The organism is Chryseobacterium sp. UF-81, assembly GCF_058245105.1.
The window spans coordinates 228,207-252,316 of the sequence record NZ_JBSIBX010000002.1; the positions used below are offsets into that span (position 1 = coordinate 228,207).

Below are 24,110 nucleotides of genomic sequence, written 5' to 3' on the forward strand. Positions count from 1 at the left end.
CCCTTTGCTGTATTTTCTGCAAAGGGTTAATTTTTAATATGTAGTAAACAAAATTGATTATGATTAGTAGAAATTTAATTAAATCTAAAATTTGGATTCCTCCGGTTGCCGTATTTTTTTTAGGAATTATCAGTGCTAATGCACAGGAAGCAAAACCGAAAAAAGATACGATTAACGAAAAGGAAATCGATGAAGTGGTAGTGATTGCCTATGGTAAAGCAAAAAGGACAAGTTATACCGGTTCTGTAGCCACTATTTCCAGTGACAAGATCAATAACAGGCCGGTTACCAATATTACAAAAGCTCTGGAAGGCCAGGTTCCCGGCGTTCAGGCAGTAAGCGCTTCCGGGCAGCCGGGCTCAACAGCTTCCGTAAGGATCAGGGGAGTAGGTTCTATCAGTGCTTCCAGTGATCCTCTTTATGTGGTGGACGGAATTCCTTTTGACGGAAATATTAATTCCATCAGCCCGAATGATATAGAATCCATCAGTGTTCTGAAAGATGCTACAGCCAGTTCATTATACGGTTCAAGAGGAGCTAACGGGATTATCATCATTACAACGAAATCCGGTAAAAAAGGAGAATCGAGAGTAAACTTCAATATCAGCCAGGGATTTTCCAGCAGAGCTGTAAAAGACTATAAGCAGGTAAGTACAGATGAATATTTCCAGCTGTATTGGGAAGCACTTAGAAACGGATACAAATCCGGACAGATATCTTCTGAACAGGCCGGACAGATGGCAAGCAACAATCTTGTGAATGCTTTGGGAATAAATCCTTACGGAACCGGATTTCCAAATCCTGTTGGAGCGGACGGAAAGCTTCTTCCTGGAGCAAAAGCCTTATGGAATGACGATTGGAGGGATATTCTCCAAAGGACAGCTTCCAGAAGCCAGGTAGATTTTGATATCAGCGGAGGCAGCGAAAAAAGCAATTATTTCTTTTCAGTAGGGTATCTTGATGATAAAGGAATTGCCATAGAGTCTGGATTTCAAAAATTTGCAACCAGACTAAAGATCAATTCCGAAGTTAAAAAATGGCTGAATGCAGGTGTGAATTTAAGTTATACCAACAGTATCCAGAATGCACCGCCATCTTCAGATTCTAGAACAGACAATATTATTAATGCAGCCAGGGTAATTCCGTCTTTCTATCCATATTACGAAAGAAATGCCGATGGAAGCTATGTGCTGGATGCCGGAGGGAACAGAATTTATGATTTCGGGAAATACAGGCCTACAAGTGCATTGCAGAATCAAAATGCTGCGGCAACACTTCCTCTGGACAAGAACGAAAATAAAGAAGACAATTTCTCAGGAAAAGGATTTTTAGATTTTACTTTCCTTCCGGAACTGAAATTTAAAACCAGCTTTTCAGTTGATCTGGTAAATTATAACGGTCATTACTATTCTAATCCTCTTATCGGAGAAGGCAGTGAGATCGGTGGTTCTGTAACGAGATCAAACAGCAGAACACTTTCCTATACAACCAGTAATATTCTGACTTTTGACAAAAAATTCGGTAAGCATCATCTTAATGTTTTAGGAGGACAGGAATTTTATAAATATGATTACCAGACGATCTCCGGTTCCAGAAGCCAGTTTTCCCTTCCTTACTATTATGAGCCTGATGCAGCCGCCTTATTGGGAAGTTTCAGTGGAAACAGTGATAAATTTTCGTTGTTGAGTTTTCTTGGAAGGGCGGAATATGATTTTAACAATACCTACTTTTTATCAGTATCGGGAAGGGCAGACGGTTCTTCAAGATTCTTTGCAGATAACCGATGGGGAAAATTCTGGTCAGTAGGAGCTTCATGGAAAGTTTCAAATGAAGATTTTATCAAGAACCTGAATGTCTTTAACCAATTAACACTGCGGGCAAGTTATGGTGGCCAGGGGAATGATAAATTAAGAAGACCGAACGGATCTTCACTTTATTATGCTTATCAGGAATTGTATAAATTTTATAATAATCTTGGTGAGCCGGGAACTGTTCTTGAAAAAGTACAGACCAATGATGTGAAATGGGAAACCAATCTTAATTTAAATGTAGGTCTTGAGTTTGCCATTCTTAATAACAGGGTGAAAGGTAACGTAGAATATTTTAAACGGAAAAGCCAGGATCTTCTGTTTAATATGCCGGTTGCTCCATCTCTTGGAATCAGTGATTTTCCGTTCAATGTCGGGACGATACAGAATACGGGTTTTGAATTCTCATTGTTTACAACTCCCATCAAAAATGATAATTTCCAGTGGAATGTGGATGTCAACCTGAGTACTTTGAGCAATAAGATTACAAAGCTTCCAAAAGGATCTGTAATAACGGGAACAAAGCGTTTGGAAGTAGGCGGTTCAATCTATGATTTCTTTATTCCTGAATGGATGGGCGTAGATCCTTCCAACGGAAAACCTTTATGGAGATATATCTATCAGGATGCGAACGGAAATACAGTGGACGGAACCACTTCAGAGTATGCCAAAGCAACAAAAACAGTACAGGGATCTGCACTTCCTAAAGTAACAGGAGGAATTACCACAAGTATTGCCTATAAAAACTTTGATGTATCAGGATTGTTGACATTCAGTATAGGTGGAAAGATCCTTGATACGGATTATACATCATTAATGTCCAACGGAAGCGCTGGCGGACGTGCATGGAGTGCAGAAATGCTGAACAGATGGACGCCTGAAAACCCAAATACAGATGTTCCTGCGTTAAGTACAACAACAAATAACTGGACTTCCACTTCTTCAAGGTTTTTATATTCCGGAACCTATGCAAGACTTAAAAATGTGAACCTCGGTTATACACTTCCTTCCGATTATTTTGAAAAACTGGGACTGAAAAAGTTTAGGATCTATGTTCAGGCAGAAAACCTTCTGACTTTCTACAAACATAAAGGAATGGACCCGGAACAGGCATTGGACGGGACCACTTATTACAGATATCCTGCCATGAGAACAATAACTTTTGGTCTTCAGGCAACTCTTTAAAACTTTAAAATTTGAAACAATGAAACAATTAAAATATATATCTTTTGTCCTGATCGCAGTATGGTCGCTGATCAGCTGTGAAAACGAACTGGAAACGGCTCCTACGGATCAGGCGAGCGGTGCAGAGGTTTTCAAAACGGCCGAAAGCGCAGAAACGGTAATCAATGGGGCATGGGCGAAATTGAATGATGACGGACCCACCTATGCCAATATAGGGTATTCAACAGTCTTGAGAACCAGCGATGCCATGGGAAGCGACGCTGCGATCCTTACGAACAAATACGGTTTCCCATCTGCCTATGCTTTTACGGAAATGATCAACAATACAGCGTCGAGACCGCAGTTTATATGGTCGACATTGTATTCAACGATTAATAATATGAATAATGTGATCACCCGTATTGACCAGACGGGAGGGAGCCAGGCCAAAAAAGACCAGGTAAAGGGACAGGCTAAAGCTTTGCGGGCTTTCTGCTATCTGAATCTGGCCAGCTTTTACCAGTTCAGTTATCTCAAAGATAAAACGGCTCTTACAGCACCCATCTACACAGAGCCTTCGACAATCAGTTCAGTTCCAAAGAAGAGAGCAAGTCTGGAGGAAATATATACCTTGATTAAAAGCGACCTTACTGAAGCGGATAATTTATTGGCCAATTATACCAGAAATAATAAAGATAAGATCAACAAAGCTGTTGTCAACGGACTTTTAGCAAGAACCTACCTGAATACCGGAGAATGGAGTAAGGCGGCAGCGGCAGCAAAAATAGCCAGAGCAGGCTACCCGCTAATGACAGCTGAAAAATATAAGGAAGGTTTCAACGATATCAACAACGGAGAATGGATATGGGGACATGGGCAAACTCAGGAACAGTCAGGAGCGAGCTATGCTTTTCACTATCTGGATGTGTCTTCTTCGGGAAGCTATTACTATAGTTTTATGGCAGATCCTTTCTTCAAAGATTTATTTGATACGAATGACATCAGATATCAGCTATTTCAGTGGGATGGCCTTCCGGGCAGGGAAGGGCTGTTGAGGTATTCCAAATTTAAATTTAAAACCGGACTCATCGCAGATATTGTATTGATGAGAGCTGCAGAAATGTATTTGATTGAAGCCGAGGCAGAAGCCAGAAACGGAAATATCACCAATGCTGTTGCAGCTTTAAACCAATTAAAAACTGCGAGAAATGCCAATCCTTACAGTGGATCTCTTGTGCAAAATGATGTCATAAAAGAGATCCTGATTGAAAGAAGAAAAGAACTTTTCGGAGAAGGATTCTCCCTTTCAGATATCATCAGAACGCAGGGAGCCGTAGTAAGAAAACCATTTGTAGATGCCAGTGGACAACCTGTAAAAGTACAGATTACCACTCCAGACGGAACGGTGAAAACAGTGAATGGAAGAGGGCATTCGGTCTTTAATTTCCCGGATCAGTCTGCTTTTGCCCCGAACAGTAAGTATTATCTATTTAGTATTCCGCAAAAGGAGATTGAGAATAATCCGAATTTGTAGTTTATTTAGATTTGACTTTTTAAAAAGCCGTAATGTTTCAACATTACGGCTTTTCTATTAAACTAATTGGTATTAAGAATTTGAAGGAGTTTCGGATAGTCACCGTCTTGTCCAAAATTTTCTGTATTAGCATTGGTTCCGACGATATGCTTTTGATGACAATCAAAGCATATTTTTGCCATCCCAATAATTTTCTCTCCCTTTTTAAAAACTAAAATATCCCGATATACAGGAACGCAGGCATATTCAAGAATCTCACTTACGGTTTTCTCAATAAATATCTCATTGATTTTTTTAAAGTTTTGAGCTTTTATTACTGATTTTTTGAAACCAAGCTTATCCAGACTTTTTATAAACTCCGTATCATTTATATCCTTGGGAGTTTTGTTAATAAGTATGTCAAGTTTTAACTGATCTTTTCTTGAACGATTCTGACCACTATCTAAAATCATGACTGCATTTTCATCAATACTAATATGATAGTGATCTATTCCATCATAATCAAAGTATAGTTTTCCATACTTTGGAATGATTTTTTGTTCAACAGATTTATTTGATTGCTGTTTATTTATACTGCTATGTTCTTTTTTACAACCTAAAAAGAAGCTAAGAATGACTAATAGCAGAAGCCTCAACTTTAATATTGTTTCATCTTTCCATCTAAGTTTTATCATGATTTTTATTTTTTATAAAACTCCCAGTAAAAAGTGGTTTTATAGATACTAGAGGAGGTAATGTAGCTTTCAATCTTATTTTCAATTTTAGTAAAAATAGAATTATCATCATTTTTAATACATTCTATTTCATTGAAACCATCCTTCTCTGAACTGAATGTTAGTGTTGATTTATGTACAATTACATAATTCTCAAAATAACAATCACTCATTCCTGAATTTGAAGAAGTATATAATTTGTAAATAGTGTCTAAATCGTCTTGTGTAAGCCTTATGTATAATTTTATACTTTTATCTAAATCATTTTTAGAATATTTCTTGTATTCATATATTCCAGTTGAGCTGTTGTAAACACGTTCTTCCTGAATAGCTCCAAAGTCATAATCTGCGGTATGATATATAAAGTCTTTTTTTACTTTGTTCTGAGCTGTACAAGCTTGAAAAGCATTAAATAAAATTATTATGTATATATAATTTTTCATAAGATAATTATTTCATTGAGCATTTAAAAACTGACATAGGCTTCATATAAGCTGTTTCTATTAAGCCCAGAACCCTCACTAAATACTTCTCCAAAGCCTAAGATTTTAATCAGATCATATCAGGATATTATCTTTTTAGTATTCCGTAGATAGGAGATTGAGAATAACCCAAGCTTATAGGTGTTTAGATTTGATTTTTTTTAAGCCACGATGTTTACACATCGTGGCTTTTAAAGTTTTTATTCTAAAAGAGACTCTCTTTTTATAAATTCCCAATAAAGTGTTTTCCGATATTCCGGAGACTTCATTATTAAATCATAAATGAGAGCTTCTATTTTAGAATATTTTTTAATTTCTTTCTTGTCAGTAGAACAATCATGAGAACTAAACTTTAGCAAAAATCTTCCCGAGACCATGTCCCGTTAACTAAAGATACTAATCATTCCTATTCGGATCTATTTATTACATGGATATTCAAATTCTATTTATTGATATATAATGAATCATCTAAATATATATTCTTTCTGTACACCATATATTTTAATTTATTATAATTAATCAAGGAATCTATATTTTTTACGTCTTCTTTTACATAATGAACAATTCTTATTTTTGTGGATTTATCGTTAAAAATTTCATTACGATTATGCGTATTATACATATAGTTATTAAAAGCTAAGAACAGCTCTCTTTTAGAATTTTTTGGAATAAAAAATAATGAATTTGCATATTCTTCATAATTTTTTAATATTGCCATTTTAAAGGCTTCATGAGAAAATCCTTTGTATAGATTTTTTTCAGTAAATTCTTGTAACATAAAATCCTTCCTATCATCGAAAGTTATAAAATCTGAAGTTATAATCTGTGAAGGAATTGATTGTAACATTTTTTTATCATTATCTAAATAAAAATTTGGACCGATAGGAATCAAATAATTTTTTTTATCGTTGTTCTTAATAATTATTTTGACCAGCAAACAATGACTATTAAGTTGTTGCTTTTTTTCCATATAAATTTCTACACCTTCTTTTTCTTTTTTATTACAAGACAGAACAAAAAAGAAAAATAACATTACTAAAGTGATTTTTCTCATAATTTTCTATTTTACTAATTTTTTAATCGCTTCATATACATGATTATATTGTTTATTTGGGGCAAAATGATCATTCCAATATGTACCCCATGAATCATGCATTATTCCAGATAGACCTTTTGAACCGTATTTATTTATAAAATCTCTTTCTATCCCCCATATTGCACCATGTTCAATACTGACGTCTGTCTTAAGTCCATTATGTAGTAACATTTCTGGCTCATAAACTTCTTTACCATTTTTTTGAACTTTAACTTGTAGAAAGGATCGTAAAGATGGATTCATAAAAATTGTAGAATGGGCTAATTCATGTGTCATAACATATTCTAATCTTAACCTTGAAGCAAAGGCTGTTTTTGCCAAATTTATGGATGTGGTATTATTCCAATTATTAAATCTAGTATATCCACCTGCTCTAACTTTATCGACAGTATCATAATACCAGTCACCGTCTCTAATATACCTCTTAGTTGGATTATCAGCATAAAAGTTACGTACACCTGTTCCATCTTTATTCCAATCTTTGTCATAGAAAGTTTTCCACATAGTACGGGGTGATGCATCTACTGGAGAAGAATTATCTGATTCTAAGAATTTAAGATCCTCTTCTGTAATATTATGATAAGTATAATGAGGTGTTGTTAACATCATTATTACATTACTAATACCGTAACTAATTCCTCCCATTGCGGCTCCCATTACGGCTCCTCTATATACTCCTTTAAGAAAATTTTCTCCATTAAATACTGCATTTATCCCTCCACTAATAGCACCATTTACGGCACTTTGTGCTACAACACCTAAAAAACTACTGCTTATACAACTCATTGCACTACTCACGATAGTTGATGCACCATAAGTAAGGAGTGCTATATAAGAATTTAATAAAAACATTTTCACATTTCCCTGTCCTGTAAGCACTGCAAAGCCTTGATAAAACAAAGAATTTCTTAATATATTTGCTATTATAACAGGTATAGAAGCCTCTCCAGTCGGGTCATTAAACATTAATGGATTATTCAATACATATCCATATTTATTGTAATTCTGCGTATTCGAAGGATCTTGTATATTTTCGTCGGCATTTAAGAATCTCCTTAGTAATGGATCATACAATCTTCCATTCATGTGAATGATTCCAACCTCTGCAAAATGTTCATGGCTTGTATATCCCCTTTCTAATAATAACGAAGTGTTGTTAATTATATTTTTATCGGTGATAATCGCTCCATTTCCTATTTGAAGATGAGTAAAATTACCCCAGGCATCAAAATGTCTTTGTTCCAGTTTGTTTCCTGCTTCATCGCTAATGGCTAGGATGCTTCCTAAATAATCTTTATGTAAAAATTTGTAAGATCCATTGGCTTCATCATAGTTCTTCAGGTAAATGATATTACTTTCGTATGGACTTCCACCAATATAAAGAACATGCTTTTCTTTACCTGTTGTATTGTCTTTTACGATTTCAAAACTTCCGTCTTCACTGTAGAACTTAGTAAATTTACCTTCCTGATCAGGATCAAAATTTCCTCCATAGCTTACCTTTTGCCTCATGCTAGTCAAGCCGTACTGAAAAGCTACATCTCCTTTCTCACCATCAACAAAGACAGGATCGTTGTTCTCGTTGTAGGCTATGCTTTGGATCAGGTCATTATTATAATTCTGAGTACCTGCTGCATTCAGGGTCATTCCAGTCGGTTGATAGATCTTGGCAGAATTTTCATATTTCATGATTCCCACCTGATCATTTTCTATTATCCTTCCCTTAGTGTCATAGCTATTTTGAGAATTCTGTCCCGTTCTAGGATTTGTCCAGCTGATTAATCTGTTATTGTCATCATAATCAAATGATTCGATTATATTAAAATCACCTAAAGTTTTTCTCAACTTAAGTTCATTTTTAATAACATCAAAATTATACTGGATGTTCAGAATACTTTGTACAGGAGAAATATGTTTGATTTCTGTTAAGAAACCAGTTGCATCATTGTATGTATTATTAATATCTGAGGTTCCTAATTTGGCTCTTACAACCTGACCTTTAGCATTGGTTTCTTTAAGTTCCCATAAAACTTTACCTGAATTTTTATCTTTTACCTGATAAAGCTCTCCATTCCAGGCACTATATACATTTTCTACAGTAACTTTGGTCAAAACACCGGAAGAATATAATTGTTTTTCGTAAGAAATTACCCTTGCCTTATCATCATAAGTAATCCCTTTTCGTATATAATACCTTCCATTGCTGCTTTCAGACGAAGATAATAATCTTCCCTGCGGATCATAGGCCACATTTGAGCTATAAGATTTTCCTTTAGATGTTCCGCTTCTTGAAATTACCCTTCCTTTGCTATCATATGAATAAGAAATTATTTTATTGGTTGCCTGACCTCCATCTGTTGTAGAGATTTCTGCATGAGAAATAAGCTGACCTAAATTATTATAAGTATACTCCTTAGTTCCCTTGGGACTTATAATTTTCTTAGTTTGTCCGAAAGGATCATATTCATATTTATACAATCCATTGGAAGGATCATTGAACTCAGACTTTCTTCCCCAGGAGTCATACTTGGTAGTAACAATATTTTCGGCATATTGTGCTTTTATCTGTTCTCCCGCAGCATTGTAAGAGAAATTGACAGTCCCTCCCTTATCTGTACTGGAGATAACATTATTTAAAGCATCAGTGGTTTTACTATTTGTTCGTGCATATCCGTTAACTTCTGTTATAGAGATTGTATTTCCAGAAGTAACAGTTTCTATTCGCTTGCCCAAGAATGAAGATATTTCTCCTACATTATTTAATGTTGCTAATGCAGTTGCTGTTACCTTAGCAGGATAAAAAGTATCATTATAAGCGATGACGTTCCATAGGCTTATACTTCCACCTTCAAAATAAGGTTCACTCTCTTTCGTTTTTCTGCCTAAAACATCATATTGGATTTCCTGAGATACAAATTGACCCTGTCCGAATGCTTTTGTAGATGTTTTATAATCCTGTCCTAATTTGTTGGTGAATTTTTTTGATACATCACCATCAGGGTCATATTGAGTAATAGTTATATTTGATTGGCTATCTTTTTCATATTGATAAGTTGTTGTTCCTTCCAGATTGGTTTTGGACTTCATTAGTTTACCCCAACCATCATAGATATTGGTGAGCTTATTGTCCAACGGATCCGTCTGGGTAAGGATTTGTCCCCTATCATTGTATGTATAGCTGGTCGCTAGTCCGAGATTATCTGTATTTTTTTCAACAAATCTTCCTGTAGGTTCATATTTAGATGTACTGGTTTGGGTTTGAGAATCTACACTGTTACTGATAACTTTTTGAATAATATTTCCAAAACCATCATAATTATAGGTTTCCAGTAAATATTCGGTGTTATCTCTGTTCCACGTTTTAAGTGTTTTTAAAAGATTGCTTTCATAAACATATTCTTCTTTTGTAGATTTTGTATCACCATAAGCCTGTGTTATAACAGTTTTAGACTCTGGTCGACCAATATAATAATTGGAGCCTATCCCTGCTGGGTTATGAATATATCCAAAAGTAGTGTTTATTGTTGAAAAATTATTATTGATATTGACCTGGGTGGAACTTGGTAAGTAGTAATTATTATAAATTACTGATTTCGTTAAAGTAATATTTTTTAAGAAATCTTTTTCAATAATGATTTCAGGAAGAATTATATCAACTTTGTTAGGCAGTTGCTGAATAATATAATTATTTTGCTTAAATGATAATAACTGAGTATTATTAACGGAAATATCTGTCGGGAAAATCAGGCTTTCGTCGTTAGTTCTGATTGACCATTCTTTTACAGGCTGACCAAATTTTTGAGCATCTATCTCAACACCGCTCCATATTTTCGTGTTTTCAAAACCATCTGCATACCATGAAGATCTAGCCATTTGGTGATACCCAATACTTCCTCTTCCTTGCAAATGCCCTGTCATTCCTCTGTATCGGAAATCCTGCTTTCTGCCTACCTGCTGAAGTTGAGAAACAACGAAGGTCTGATCCACTCTTTCTAATGAAAAATAAGGATAAAGCTCTTTCTTAACTTTCTTATAAATATTAGTTCCATTAGGAACCGCTTCCAAGTAACTAACCCCCGTTATGACACTCCCATTTCGTTGGTTAATAGATTTAATCCTTGCTAGTTCTGAAAGTGGTGTTGGTGCTTTTATTCTGTGCAGATGTTCCTTCCAATATAGAAATACGTTATAATAGTTATTATTTGCCTTTATTGGATTTGTTAGAGGAGTAAACAATGTCAGGTCTTGAATATCCTGTACTTGGTACGTTGGACTTACAAAGGATGGTATGGGCTGGAAATTTAGCGTACCATCAGAAGCTGCTCCATTAGCCAATTTTGTACTTATGACATACCCGAAATCCCTATATCCCTGTGCGCTGTAATTATTAACCTGATTATAAGAGAAAATCTGAATAACATCAGATTTACCATCCTTATTCATATCAGCAATAGCAAAAAAGTACTGTCTGGCAAATTGAGTATAGCTATTATTGACCTGTGTTTGACGTTTTCTGTATGGAAAGAATTCTACTTTAAGGAAATTATTGAATCCTGTGCCAGTTCCTATATAGAATCTCCAGTCATCTGCTTTTCCAATGGCAGTGTCTGTAACTGGTATGGTAAAATCCAATTTCCCATCCCCATTAAAATCCCCAAATAATACAGGAAACTCAGGATCTTTAGTTTCAACTAAATTGCTTGTAAACCTAATTTTTTTCAGATATTGATTTGTAGCCGTTTTTACAAATTCAAATACTTTGTAATCATTATTGGAGACATTGATGATTTCAACCTTTCCGTCTCCATCTATATCCATATATTGCTGGTTATAAAGAATGTTTTCATTAATTCCTGCATCAATTGTATAAGTAGCAACTGGATTATTCTGATTTTTTAAATCTACAATGAAGTTTCCTACATCATATGTTGCACATCTAAGAACGGTACATGGAGCAGGACGGTTCGTAGTTTCATTTGGTGTAATATTACTACAAGCAGGATCTGGCACCCATTCACAAACTCTTTTTTTTAAAGTCAAAAAAATGTCCGAGATACCATCTCCATTAATATCACCTTCATTCAATGAGGAAACCTCTATGCGACAACCCGCAGGTGGAGGTTCATTACCTGTCACACAGTCGGATTCATCATATACTAATTTTTCAAATACTTTGACGAAATTATTATTTCTGAAGATATAACCTACAATTTTACCTTCCTCATATTGTACAATCCCATTCCCATTATAGATTTGTCCTTCTTCGTCCAGTAATGTACTCACTACTTTTGCATTAGCTTCAAAATATTTATTTGTAGTAATGGTCGTAAAAGTATCATTATTAAATGCTCCCAATTTCACAGTACCATTTGACATAATAAAATCGATATAGGAATCCCCGTTGAAGTCTCCTGTCAGTTTTACGCCGTTAAACGGATCACTATTGGGTAAATAGTCTAAATCCACAGAAGAAGGAACGGGTTGAGGATAATCAAATGCGATAGGATTGGCAGCAACTCCCTCTGCATTATATTCCGTAATTTTATTAATAAACTGGTAGCTTGTACCATTATTACCATATTCAATAGTGTATTTTTTATAAGAATTGTTGTTTGTTTTCACAACAACATTATCCAATATCCTGTCCTGAATCAATGAAACTCCAGCAACATAATATTGCTCAGACAAAGCTCTAGGCATATAGTTAAATGTGATTTCATTGATTACAGGAGTATTTAATACTTCGTTTCCTCCCCATTGAATGCTGGAGACTGAAGCTACATTTTTAGATGCAGTCTGTACATAGTTATAGACAATATAATTTCCCTGAGCATCTCTCCATTTAACAATATTATATTCTATGGGGGTTCTCGCTAAGCTCATTCCCGAATTTGTTCCCCCATACCAAGCCTGTGAGCCGTCTTCAAAAGTCACTTCCCAGTATTCTGGACCTTGCCATGCCTGACCTGTAATTGCCCCAACTGATTTTATTTTGATATTTGAATACTTCTCCGTAACATATTCTGCGCCATCTTTACCATATTCTCCTGAGTTTAAAATTAATCGTTGTCCGTTAAAACTATAATAGTCTGAATAGTCTAATTTTACACTGGTTAACTCTCCGTCTTTTTCAATATTTTTTCCACTTCTAGAGATAGTAGTGACACCTGATAAAGCCCATCCAAAACCAGCAATTCCATTTCCAGAATTACTCAGATAGATTAAGCTCATATTGGGAGAAACATTTTTCACACCCTGAGGCAGATCAATCGGTAAGGTAAATTGCAGTTGCCCTGCGCCATTTACTTCAATATTTCCTTTAGTATCATGAAATTTGTTATCTGCTGTTTCTGTAGTTCCGGTTGGATTACCGGCACCAGCTCCTGAATCAATTGGGCCCCCTCCCGGATTTTCAGTCCCCGGTCCAATTTTAGCGATAAAAGGATTAGATACATTGGATGTTGCATGAAACCCCTGTGCAAGCACAACAGTTTGTGGATCCTGAACCGTTCGCGAGGTACTTTCAGCTTGGTATAATATAGTTTGTGAATACCCTACTATTGAAAGACAGGATATTATGAATGAATAGAAAATTTTCATATTCTTTTTCTTTGTGTTAATAAATTGATAGACGACGAATCAGATAAATAGCTTATCGTTTTGTAACATTTCTTCCAAAGACTCTTCCGTCTTTTAATGTAAAGCGCAGAATATAAACGCCCCAGTCATAACCTGTCATATTGATCTTCAGCTGACGGTTCAATGCAGGAATATTCTGCTGTTGGAATTTCCAGTGTACCGTACTGTGCTGATACAGCGAAACAGATTCTATAAGATCGTCTGCTTCTTTAGTCCAGTCTATGGTAAGAACGTCATTAACGGGTACAGGATAAAGTCTTATCTGTTTCAGGAAAGTTTTTTCATCCATGGCAGGAGTTTCTTGCTGCTGCAAAGCAACCACTGTTTTAGTTTCTTGTTTTGCTGTTTCAGTAGGTGCATTTTTGGCTGCTGCATTAGTTCCTCTGTATCTTTGGTTTCCGGCTTCGTCATATTTGAAATAGACCTCAGTTTGTGAAAAGCCTAGAAACCCTATAAATAATGAGAATATCGAAAGTAATTTTCTTTTCATTTGTGATTTATTTTTTAGTGGAAAGAAGCTGTTGGACTTGTTTTTTTAGTTCTTTAATTTCTTCGGATTGAGATTTATTTTCTTTATCCTGCTCTATAGTATACAAGGTCAATTCCTCAATCTTTTGCAGCAATTTAATCTGGAATTCTCCCACATTTACTCCTTCTTTTTCCATTTCTTTTGCTGAAGCAATTTCGGGAAGGTGTTTCTTTTCTTTGATATGTTTTTCAACATCTTCTAATTTTGGAAGATTATAATTCTCATCAAAAACAAAATCGGCTGTAGGTGTAAGAGTTACTTTTATTTCTTTGGCTTCAAATTTACCTTGCAATGATGCATTGCCGTTGGAATGTAAAGTCAGAGTCTGTTGCTTGAGCCCTGCACCGGATACTAGATTAAAATTAATCTCATTATCTAACAATCGAATATATGAGCCTCCTTTTGAAGGGTTTATTCTTTCCATACTGCCCCCGTTCAAAAAATTTTTTATATTATTCCCAATACCCACCCCGGAATAGGTTAATCCTGGTTCGGAAGCCCAAATCATTAAATCCGCAGGAGCATTACCATCATTGTCTGCATGCAATAAGATGGTAGAAGTGTAATGCTTTCCATAAATAGAAAGTTTCTCTTGGGGTGTACTTGTATTTATACCTATATTGCCATCGTCCGCTAAGAATAAAGGCACATCACAAATTCCCCCAGCACAACGGTTGACTGCATCATATCTCATGAATCCCAACCCTTTTGCCCAGGTATTTCCTTTCCATATACTCCATTCCTTTACCTGGCCGGATTGTGTATATGAATCATCAACAAATCTCAGTCCGGTCGGAATATAACCTCCATTACCTCTAATGATGGGAATACTGCTGTTTGCATTAATATCAAGACTGGCTTCAGGTGCATTGATTCCGATACCAATATTATTATTTGAGGAGGTTTGCAATGTACCGGTTGGAGTATATAACTGTGCAAATGTGAAAGATGATGCCAATAGGGCCAATGATAATAATTTAATTTTCATCTGTTTATAGTTGTTTATTTTTTGTTCAATTAAATAAATTAGGTAAGTTTCTCTGCGTTACTAAATGTCCTTCATCAATATTTCCCAATGTAATTTGCACTGGCATTACTAAAAAACTACGGTGACGCATTGTGGATTCATTAGTCCATCCTTCTGGAAAGAATCGGTGTGACTTTTGTATTGTTGGCCTTAGAGATGAACAATTGTTTCTGTAAACCTGTTCGAAGGAGTAGCACTTGAGCTATCTGTATTCCGGTTCTGTGCAAATTGTGATAAGCCGAAAAGCTCAGAATAATTAATAAAGATTGTTTCATAATTTTTTTCAGTATAAGTGTTTTAAAAAATAATTAATATAAAATGTCAGTAGGTGAGTGACTGAAGGCTGTGTTTTTTAGTAATAAGGTTATGTTTTTTCAGCAAAAATAAAAAATATTTAAATCAAAAGCTGACAATAATAAGGCAAATCATTAAAATGGGAATTATATGATGACGAATTAAAAAAAATCATAATAATTTTAGTCAAAACTCTTTTAAATCAAAAAATATTAAGCGGGGAAAATCAAAAAATAGTGATCTTGAACTTGTAAACAGTTGTTTATCAGTGTTAATTTATTTTTGAAAAATTAATGCTCCTTAGAAAGAAATTAGATGCTAAAAATATAATAAATCACTCTACGGTCTTTCCTTTTTAGAAAAAAACTTTACCTTTGTCCATATGAACCTGTTAAGATGGATACTAGCATTCTATTTCATGGCATTGTCACTGATGCCCTGCGAAGATGTGCACCGTCCTGCAGGGCCTTCTGAAATTAAACTTTCATTCAATATTCAGGAATCCCATTCAAAAGATAAGGGAGACATCTGCTCACCGTTGTGTACCTGCAGCTGCTGCCAGATGACAGTGTCTTCTTTCAAAATGGATCCTTTGTTTGAAGTTCAAAGCCATGTTCAGGCTTACTTTTCAAAGAAAATTCTTTTTCAGAAAAACAATTTCGCATACCAGATGTACGACCATATCTGGCAGCCCCCTAAGATTTAATTTTTATTGATTATTAGAAAGTTAGGCTTTCTGATCTACTGAACTTTGCAATACCATTGCAGAGGTCTTCGTGATATTTTTGCAGCGGCATTATTGCCGTATGCAGTTATTTCCAATAAAAAATTAAATACAGATTGTGTTAGATAAAATCATAAAATTCAGTATCAAAAATAAGGTGGTTGTGGGTATCATGACTTTGCTTCTCATTATCTGGGGAGTATGGAGTGCTACAAAACTTCCCATAGATGCGGTTCCTGATATTACCAATAATCAGGTGCAGATTATTACAGCATGTCCTACGCTGGCAGGGCAGGAAGTGGAGCAGCTTGTTACCTTTCCCATAGAGCAGAGTATTGCCAATGTTCCGGATATCCAGGAAACAAGAAGCATTTCAAGATTCGGACTTTCCGTGATCACTGTGGTATTCAAAGAAAATGTAGACGTTTATTTTGCCAGACAGCTGATCAATGAACAGCTGAAGTTGGCCGTTGAAGAAATCCCCAAAGGAGTGGGAACTCCCGAACTTGCCCCTGTAAGTACAGGTCTTGGGGAAGTGTATCAGTATATTCTCCACCCGAAAAAAGGCAGTGAAAAGAAATATTCTGCCAAAGAACTCCGCACCATGCAGGACTGGATTGTCCGCAGACAGCTGAACGGAACACCAGGCGTTGCAGAAATCAACAGCTTTGGAGGAGAATTGAAGCAATATGAAGTCGGTATAAACCCGGACCGCCTTAAAGCCATGGGAGTAAGCATTACCGACATTTTTACAGCTTTAGAAAAAAATAACCAGAATACAGGAGGAGCTTATATCGACAAAAAGCCAAATGCTTATTTTATCCGGGGAATTGGCCTTGTGGCCTCACTGGAAGATATTAAAAATATTTCCGTAAAAAATGAGACAGGAAGCGTTCCTATATTTATAAAAGATGTTGCAGATGTTCGTCTCGGGAATGCTGTGCGTTACGGAGCACTGACTTACAATGGAAAAGTAGATGCAGTAGGCGGCGTAGTAATGATGCTGAAAGGAGCCAACAGTAACGAAGTGGTCAGCCGTATTAAAGCTAAAATCCCGACCATTCAGAAGTCCCTTCCCGACGATGTGGTCATAGAGCCTTTTCTGGACAGAACAGATCTTGTCGGGAGAGCAATTAACACTGTAGAGAAGAATCTTATTGAAGGTGCCCTGATTGTTATTTTCGTCCTGGTGGTTTTCCTTGGAAACCTCAGAGCAGGATTGATTGTGGCTTCAGCCATTCCATTGTCACTGCTTTTTGCTTTGGGAATGATGAATGTTTTTGGAGTAAGTGCCAATTTAATGAGTCTTGGAGCAATAGACTTCGGCTTGATCGTAGACGGTGCAGTAATTATTGTGGAAGCCACTCTACATCATTTGGGACTGAGAAAATCCATGCGGACGCTTACCCAAAGCGAAATGGACGAAGAAGTTTTTCTCTCCGCATCGAAGATCAGAAGCAGTGCAGCTTTCGGAGAGATTATTATTCTGATCGTTTATATCCCGATCCTTACATTGGCCGGTGTGGAAGGAAAAATGTTTACGCCAATGGCTAAAACGGTAGGATTTGCCATTTTAGGAGCATTGATCCTTTCACTGACCTATATACCAATGATGAGTGCCTTGTTCTTGTCTAAAAAGATTTCACATAAAGAGACTTTCTCGGACAAAATGATGAATTTTCTTCAGAAAATCTATCAGCCCATGCTGCAGAAAGCAGTTAAAGTAAAATACATCATTGTATCAGCTACGGTTTTCATTTTTATCGTTAGTGCTTTCATTTTCAAAAATATGGGTGGTGAATTTATCCCGCAGCTGCAGGAAGGAGATTATGCATTCCACTGTATCCTGCCGCAGGGAAGTTCCCTCAGTCAGAGTATCGAAACCTCTATGCAGGCGTCAAGAATTATCAAACAGTTTGATGAGGTGAAAATGGTCGTTGGAAAAACCGGTTCTGCTGAGGTTCCTACCGATCCGATGCCTCCCGAAGCTACCGATTTGATTGTTGTTTTAAAACCACAAAAAGAATGGAAATCAAAAAAATCATATACAGAACTCGCCGATGAGATCAGTGAAAAATTAGAAACCATTCCCGGAGTGTTTTTTGAAAAGAACCAGCCCATCCAGATGCGTTTTAATGAGCTGATGACAGGAATCAGACAGGACGTTGCCGTTAAAATTTTTGGCGAAAACCTCGATTCGCTTTCTATTTATGCGGATAAAGTTGGAAAAGCAATCCAGACCGTCGATGGTGCAACTGCCCCACAGATCGAAAGAGTAAGCGGACTTCCCCAGATTAACGTAGAATACGACAGAACGAGAATGGCCAATTACGGATTGAATATAGAAGATGTAAACAATGCCGTAAGCACCGCCTTTGCAGGTAAAACAGCCGGCCAGGTTTTTGAAAACGAAAGACGCTTCGACCTTGTGGTCCGTCTCGACAGTCTTCACAGAACGAATATCGAGGATGTGAATAATTTAATGATTGCAACAGGAACAGGGGCACAGGTCCCACTTTCCCAGGTGGCTAATGTCAGCTATAAACTGGGACCGGCACAGATCAGCCGTGAAGAAGGGAAAAGGAGAATTGTAATCGGTTTCAATGTAAAAGACCGTGATGTACAAAGTGTGGTGAAAGATATTCAGGCGAAATTAGATAAACAGATCAAGTTACCTTCCGGATATTATTTTACCTATGGGGGTCAGTTTGAAAATCTACAGGAAGCCAGCAAGCGTCTGATGATCGCGGTTCCGGTTTCCCTGTTTCTGATTTTTATGTTGCTCTATTTCACCTTCCACTCATTTAAGCAGGCTGCATTGATCTTTACAGCTATTCCGATGAGTGCCATCGGAGGTATATTTGCCCTTCTTTTAAGGGATATGCCGTTCAGTATCAGTGCCGGGATTGGATTTATCGCTCTTTTCGGAGTCGCGGTTCTTAACGGAATTGTATTGATCGGAACATTTAACCAACTGGAAAAAGAGGGTGAGACGGATGTGCTGAAAAGAGTCTATGAAGGAACAAAAACCAGATTAAGACCGGTTCTGATGACCGCAACAGTAGCCTCATTAGGATTCCTGCCGATGGCAATTTCTACGGGAGCAGGAGCTGAGGTACAGAAACCTTTGGCAACCGTAGTCATCGGAGGATTGGTGACTGCTACATTCCTTACCTTATTTGTTCTGCCGATGCTCTATATTATTTTTAATTCAAAGATTTCAGGAAAGATGAATAAAATGAAGCCAATCACTACAGCTATTGTTCTTGGGTTCCTGATGTTTGGACAGACATTCAATGCGCAGACCAGACCCATTTCCGTAGATCAGGCTGTAGAAATGGCTGCCGAAAATAATCTGGTTTTAAAATCAAAAGATCTCAATATAAAATCTGCCGAAGCTTTAAAAGGAACGGCAAAAGAACTTCCCAAATTAAATTTTGAAGCACAGCTTGGACAGTACAACAGTCCGAAATTCGACCAGTCATTTGCCATTTCGCAGAGCATCCCTTTTCCCACGTTGTTCAAAGCAAGGAGAGAATTGATCACCGAAAATATAAAAAGCAGGCAGATCGATAAAGAAATCTCGGCGAATGAACTGACCAAACAGGTAAGAACATATTATTATCAGATTGAATACCTTCAGTACAATAAATTCAAACTGAAAGAGCTTGACAGCCTTTATCAGGATTTTATCAGGATCGCTACCGTAAGATTTAAAGCGGGAGATATCAAGAAAATTGAAATTAACACCGCAGAAACCCAAAAAGGAGAAATCAGTCTTCTGCTGAAACAGAATGAAGTGTATTTAAACAATGCCTATAAAAATCTAAAGACATTACTGAATACTTCCGAGAATTTTGAAGTTCCTTTTAAAAGTGATTACGAACCCCTGAATACCGAAAATATTCTGGACAGTTCATCGCTAGCCAATAATCCTACGGTTAAAGCTTTTTATCATGAAATGGAACTGGCCGAAAAGAATAAAAATGTGGAAAAATCACAGGGGCTTCCTGAATTCAGCCTTGGTCTGACGAGCCAGTCGCTGATTGGTTTCCATACCAAAAACGGGCAGGAGAAATTCTATAATGCAGGCGACCGTTTCAATTCGTTCTCTGTAGGGGTTGCCATTCCGTTGACGTTTGGAGCGACAAAAGCAAGAATGCAGTCCCTGGAATATGAAAAATTGGCAGCCGAAACCAATGCGAAGATGCAGCAGAAACAACTTTCTACACAGCTTGAAAACGCTTTCGGACAGTATCAGCAGGATATACAGCAGTACGAATATTACGTAAGTCAAGCTATCCCTAATGCCGAAAAAATTGTGAAAGCGGCCCAGTTAGGGTACAAAACAGGAGAAATCTCTTACGTAGAATATCTTTTTGCCTTGCAGACTGCCACCAATATTCAGTTGAAATATTTAGAATCCATTCAGCAGGTCAACCAATCTGTAGTTACCATTAATTCAATCATCAATAAATAACATGAAAATAAAACACAATATCATATCTCTGACCGTCACGGCACTTTTACTTTTAAGCTGTGGAAAAAAAGAAACATCGGCTGAAAAACCAGAAGTGAAAACTGAAAAAGCTGAGGCCGGCCATGAAGAAGGACCACAGACCATTGCTGCATTAACGGAAGACCAGATTAAATCCGTCGGGATATCTTTAGGCCCAATCGAAATGAAGGAACTTACTTCCACCGTCAAAGCGAACGGCCTTCTGAGAGTGCCCAACAATAATAAAGCCACCATTACTTCTCTGTATGGCGGAGTGATCAAGACCCTGAATGTACAGGTAGGAAGTATCGTAAAAAAAGGACAGGTAATCGCAACCATCGCCAATCCTGAATTTATCCAGTTGCAGGAAGAATATTTAACGACGAACAGCAGGATTACCTATGCAGAGCAGGAATACAGAAGACAGCGTGAACTTTTTGACAACGATGCCGGCGCAAAGAAAAACCTGCAGAGCTCAGATGCCGAGCTTAAAACCCTGAGAACGAAAAAAGCGTCCCTTCTGAGACAGCTTCAGATGATGGGAATCAGTCCGGGGAAAGTGAGCAATGGCAATATGAGATCAGGACTGGTGATTACAGCGCCGATCAGCGGAACGGTCAGCAATATTTCAGCACAGATTGGAAGTTATGTAGATGTTTCGTCACCCGTGGCAGAAATTATTGATAACAATTCTATCCATCTGGATCTTCAGGTTTTTGAAAAAGACCTTCCTAAAATGAGAGTAGGGCAGATCGTCCATTTCAAACTGACAAACAATCCTGAAACCGAATATGACGCCATGGTTTACAGTGTAGGCTCCTCATTTGAAAACGAAAGCAAAACCGTTTCAGTACATGGCACAGTCACCGGGAATAAAGCAGGTCTGATCGACGGAATGAACATTACCGGAATTGTCAGTCTTGATAAAAATACAACGCCTGCTGTTCCGAATGAAGCCATAGTAGAAGCAGATGGAAAATACTACGTCTTTATCCAGACAAATAAAAAGCCGGAGGAGCATGAAGAGGAAGAAGGCGGAGACGATCACAAAAATGAAAAAGGAGAACCTGCCGAACGTAAAAAGACTTTAAATTTTGAAAAAGTAGAAGTGGTAAAAGGAACTTCAGATATGGGGTATACGGCAATTACTCCTGTAAAAGGAATTCCTGCGGGTGCTAAAATAGTAGTGAAAGGAGCATTTTTTGTTAATGCGAAGCTTGCCAATTCCGGGGATCATGGGCATTAACAGGAAATAATAGACAATTTATAAGAACAGACCGGAAGAGGTGCCGATTTTATGCCTAAATTAGAGGTGTTTACGGTAGATTTTCAGAGTCAGAATAAGAAACATTCTAATACATTATTCAGTTATGCTGCTAAACAAGAAAATATCCATCTGGTATTTCATCCGTGAAATAAGATCTCAGATCCTGTTTATGGCCATATTTGCTGTATCCATAGGACTATTAGACCTTCTCCCATGGTTCCGGAAAATTTCGCTTCCCCTTAATATTCCGGCACTGTTGGGAACAGCCGTATCATTGCTGCTGGCATTCCGTACTTCCCAATCCTACGAAAGATGGTGGGAAGCCAGAACAGTATGGGGTGCGATAGTGAATGATTCCAGAACACTGATGAGGCTCGTCATCCAGTTTTTTCCGGCAGGAGAAGATAAAGTCATAAAAGAATTTGCACAAAGACAGATCATCTGGACCTATGCCCTTGGTGAATCTCTGAGAAGACTGCCTTTTTCAGACAAAGTTCAGCACTATCTGGATGAATATCAGATCAAAGCTGCCAATGTTCCGAATGCCCTTTTAGATGCCCATTCCCAACAGCTCAAAGAAATCGCTTCTTCAAAAGGATTAACAGACTTTCAGCGGATGCAGCTGAATGACATCATCACCAGGCTCTGCGACAGCATGGGAAAATGTGAACGGTTGAAAAATACGGTTTTCCCAAGGTCTTACAGTATTTTGCTGCATACCCTGATCTATGTTTTTGCGGCTATCCTTCCGTTTGGACTGGATGATTCCCAGCTGGCTGTTGAAATATTAATAACTTTCCTTATTCCGGTCATGTTTCTTGCGATCGAAAAGACATCCATTATCATGCAGGATCCTTTTGAAAACGGGCCTGTAGATACACCTGTGACCACATTGGCGCAGACTATTGAAATGAATATTAAGCAAATGACAGGAGATCAGAATATTCCCGTTAAAAAAGAAAATGCTTTGTATTACGAAATGTAATCACCTAAAATTCAGAAAACATGGAAGAAATAAAAATGCAGACAGGTTCACCGGCCAGCAGACATAAAAAGAACTTACTCTTTGTCCTGCTGTTAAGCGGAGCCTATATGGTTGCTGAGGTGATTGGCGGTTTTATCACCCAAAGTCTTGCCCTGATGGCAGATGCAGCACACATGCTGACTGATGTTGTGGGATTGCTTCTGGCATTTATCGCCATCAAAATAGGAGAAAGAAAAGCCGATGCCTCTAAAACATTCGGGTATTACCGGACAGAAATATTGGCGGCAGTTATCAATGCTGTGGTATTATTGGGAATTTCCCTTTACGTATTGTATGAAGCTTACCAAAGATTTCAGAATCCTCCGGCTGTTCAGAGTAAAACCATGCTGATTGTTGCTGGAATAGGACTTGTAGTAAATATAATCGGAATGATGATTCTAAGAAAAGACTCGGAAGGAAGCCTGAATATGAAAGGAGCCTACTTTGAAGTGCTTTCCGATATGCTTACCTCTGTTGGAGTAATGATTGCAGGAGTTATTATGCTGACGACAGGCTGGTATTATGCAGATCCGATTATTTCTGCAGTTATTGGGCTTTTGATTTTTCCAAGAACATGGCGTTTATTGAAAGAAGCTGTCAATGTCCTGCTGGAAGGAACTCCAAAAGATGTTGATATTCATCAGCTTCGTCAGTCATTAGAAAAAATTCCGGGTGTAGAAGGGGTTCATGATCTTCATGTATGGTCGCTGACCTCAAGCGTAAATGCGATGAGCGCTCACATCGTGAAAGATAAGGAAACAGGGCAGAATCAGTTGCTCAAAATTTTAACGGAAGCTACAACAGAAAATTTTAAAATTTCTCATACCACTTTTCAGATTGAAGAAGAAGGTTATGAAGAACAGGAAGTACATCTTTAAAAAGAAATTGAAAATGAAAAAAGATATAGAAAACAAACTCATCGATAAAAATACCAAGCCCACCAGCATGCGAATTCTGGTGTATGATTTTCTGAGTACACAGGAAGCTGCATTATCTCTGTCAGAAGTAGAAAGTCACTTTGATAATGCAGACAGGACCACCATTTACCGGACACTGAAAACGTTTGAAGAAAAAGGAATTGTCCACAGCATACAGGAAAATACCACTACAAAATATAAACTATGCGATGACGGCTGCGATGAGAAAACTCACAAAGACTGGCATCTGCATTTTTACTGCAAAATATGCAAGCAGACCACCTGCAGAGAAGATATTTCCTTTCCTCAAAATGTTCAGGCCAATTTCAGAATCGATGAAATAAGACTTTTTGCCAAAGGAATCTGCGAAAACTGTCTTGAAAGTTTGCAATAG

The 24,110-nt window shown here is 37.3% G+C and carries 14 protein-coding genes; 8 read left to right on the top strand and 6 right to left on the bottom strand.

Going from position 1 to position 24,110, the window contains the following annotated elements; genetic code table 11:
* Positions 1-59 precede the first annotated feature (59 nt).
* Both AC4IFE_RS04075 and AC4IFE_RS04080 read left to right on the top strand, forming a co-directional pair.
* A complete protein-coding gene (locus tag AC4IFE_RS04075; RefSeq protein WP_490755110.1) occupies positions 60-2,993 on the top strand; it encodes a SusC/RagA family TonB-linked outer membrane protein in 2,934 nt (977 codons plus the stop codon).
* Positions 2,994-3,012: 19 nt separating this feature from the next.
* Positions 3,013-4,506, top strand: a complete 1,494-nt coding sequence (locus tag AC4IFE_RS04080; RefSeq protein ID WP_490755111.1) for a RagB/SusD family nutrient uptake outer membrane protein — start codon at positions 3,013-3,015, stop codon at positions 4,504-4,506.
* A gap of 62 nt (positions 4,507-4,568) precedes the next feature.
* Here the strand turns inward: AC4IFE_RS04080 and AC4IFE_RS04085 are convergent, their stop codons facing one another.
* The 6 genes from AC4IFE_RS04085 to AC4IFE_RS04110 form a co-directional block, all read right to left on the bottom strand.
* Positions 4,569-5,180 (bottom strand): hypothetical protein, encoded by a 612-nt coding sequence (locus tag AC4IFE_RS04085; RefSeq protein ID WP_490755112.1) that lies wholly within the window; start codon positions 5,178-5,180, stop codon positions 4,569-4,571.
* 5 nt (positions 5,181-5,185) lie between these two features.
* Positions 5,186-5,662 carry a hypothetical protein gene (locus AC4IFE_RS04090; protein WP_490755114.1) on the bottom strand — a complete coding sequence of 159 codons (477 nt, stop codon included), beginning with the start codon at positions 5,660-5,662 and terminating at the stop codon, positions 5,186-5,188.
* 481 nt (positions 5,663-6,143) lie between these two features.
* Entirely contained in the window at positions 6,144-6,755 is a 612-nt protein-coding gene (locus AC4IFE_RS04095; RefSeq protein WP_490755115.1) for a hypothetical protein, read from the bottom strand.
* Positions 6,756-6,761: 6 nt separating this feature from the next.
* The gene (locus AC4IFE_RS04100; RefSeq protein WP_490755117.1) at positions 6,762-13,397 is read right to left on the bottom strand and encodes an RHS repeat-associated core domain-containing protein; all 6,636 of its coding nucleotides are present in this window, start codon (positions 13,395-13,397) and stop codon (positions 6,762-6,764) included.
* A gap of 52 nt (positions 13,398-13,449) precedes the next feature.
* Positions 13,450-13,926: a T9SS type A sorting domain-containing protein gene (locus AC4IFE_RS04105; RefSeq protein WP_490755119.1), complete on the bottom strand. Its 477-nt coding sequence runs from the start codon at positions 13,924-13,926 to the stop codon at positions 13,450-13,452.
* Positions 13,927-13,933: 7 nt separating this feature from the next.
* Positions 13,934-14,947: a hypothetical protein gene (locus AC4IFE_RS04110; RefSeq protein ID WP_490755429.1), complete on the bottom strand. Its 1,014-nt coding sequence runs from the start codon at positions 14,945-14,947 to the stop codon at positions 13,934-13,936.
* Positions 14,948-15,668: 721 nt separating this feature from the next.
* On the opposite strand from AC4IFE_RS04110, the gene AC4IFE_RS04115 reads away from it, so the two are divergent.
* From AC4IFE_RS04115 to AC4IFE_RS04140, 6 genes are all read left to right on the top strand, one after another.
* Positions 15,669-15,992: a DUF6660 family protein gene (locus AC4IFE_RS04115; RefSeq protein ID WP_490755121.1), complete on the top strand. Its 324-nt coding sequence runs from the start codon at positions 15,669-15,671 to the stop codon at positions 15,990-15,992.
* Between the two features lie 136 nt (positions 15,993-16,128).
* Entirely contained in the window at positions 16,129-20,490 is a 4,362-nt protein-coding gene (locus AC4IFE_RS04120) for a CusA/CzcA family heavy metal efflux RND transporter (protein WP_490755123.1), read from the top strand.
* A gap of 1 nt (position 20,491) precedes the next feature.
* Positions 20,492-21,754 (top strand): efflux RND transporter periplasmic adaptor subunit, encoded by a 1,263-nt coding sequence (locus tag AC4IFE_RS04125; RefSeq protein WP_490755124.1) that lies wholly within the window; start codon positions 20,492-20,494, stop codon positions 21,752-21,754.
* A 124-nt stretch (positions 21,755-21,878) separates the two neighbouring features.
* A complete protein-coding gene (locus tag AC4IFE_RS04130) occupies positions 21,879-22,760 on the top strand; it encodes a bestrophin family protein (RefSeq protein WP_490755126.1) in 882 nt (293 codons plus the stop codon).
* Between the two features lie 20 nt (positions 22,761-22,780).
* Positions 22,781-23,677, top strand: coding sequence for a cation diffusion facilitator family transporter (locus tag AC4IFE_RS04135; protein WP_490755128.1), 897 nt, complete (start codon positions 22,781-22,783; stop codon positions 23,675-23,677).
* 13 nt (positions 23,678-23,690) lie between these two features.
* Positions 23,691-24,110, top strand: a complete 420-nt coding sequence (locus tag AC4IFE_RS04140; RefSeq protein WP_490755129.1) for a Fur family transcriptional regulator — start codon at positions 23,691-23,693, stop codon at positions 24,108-24,110.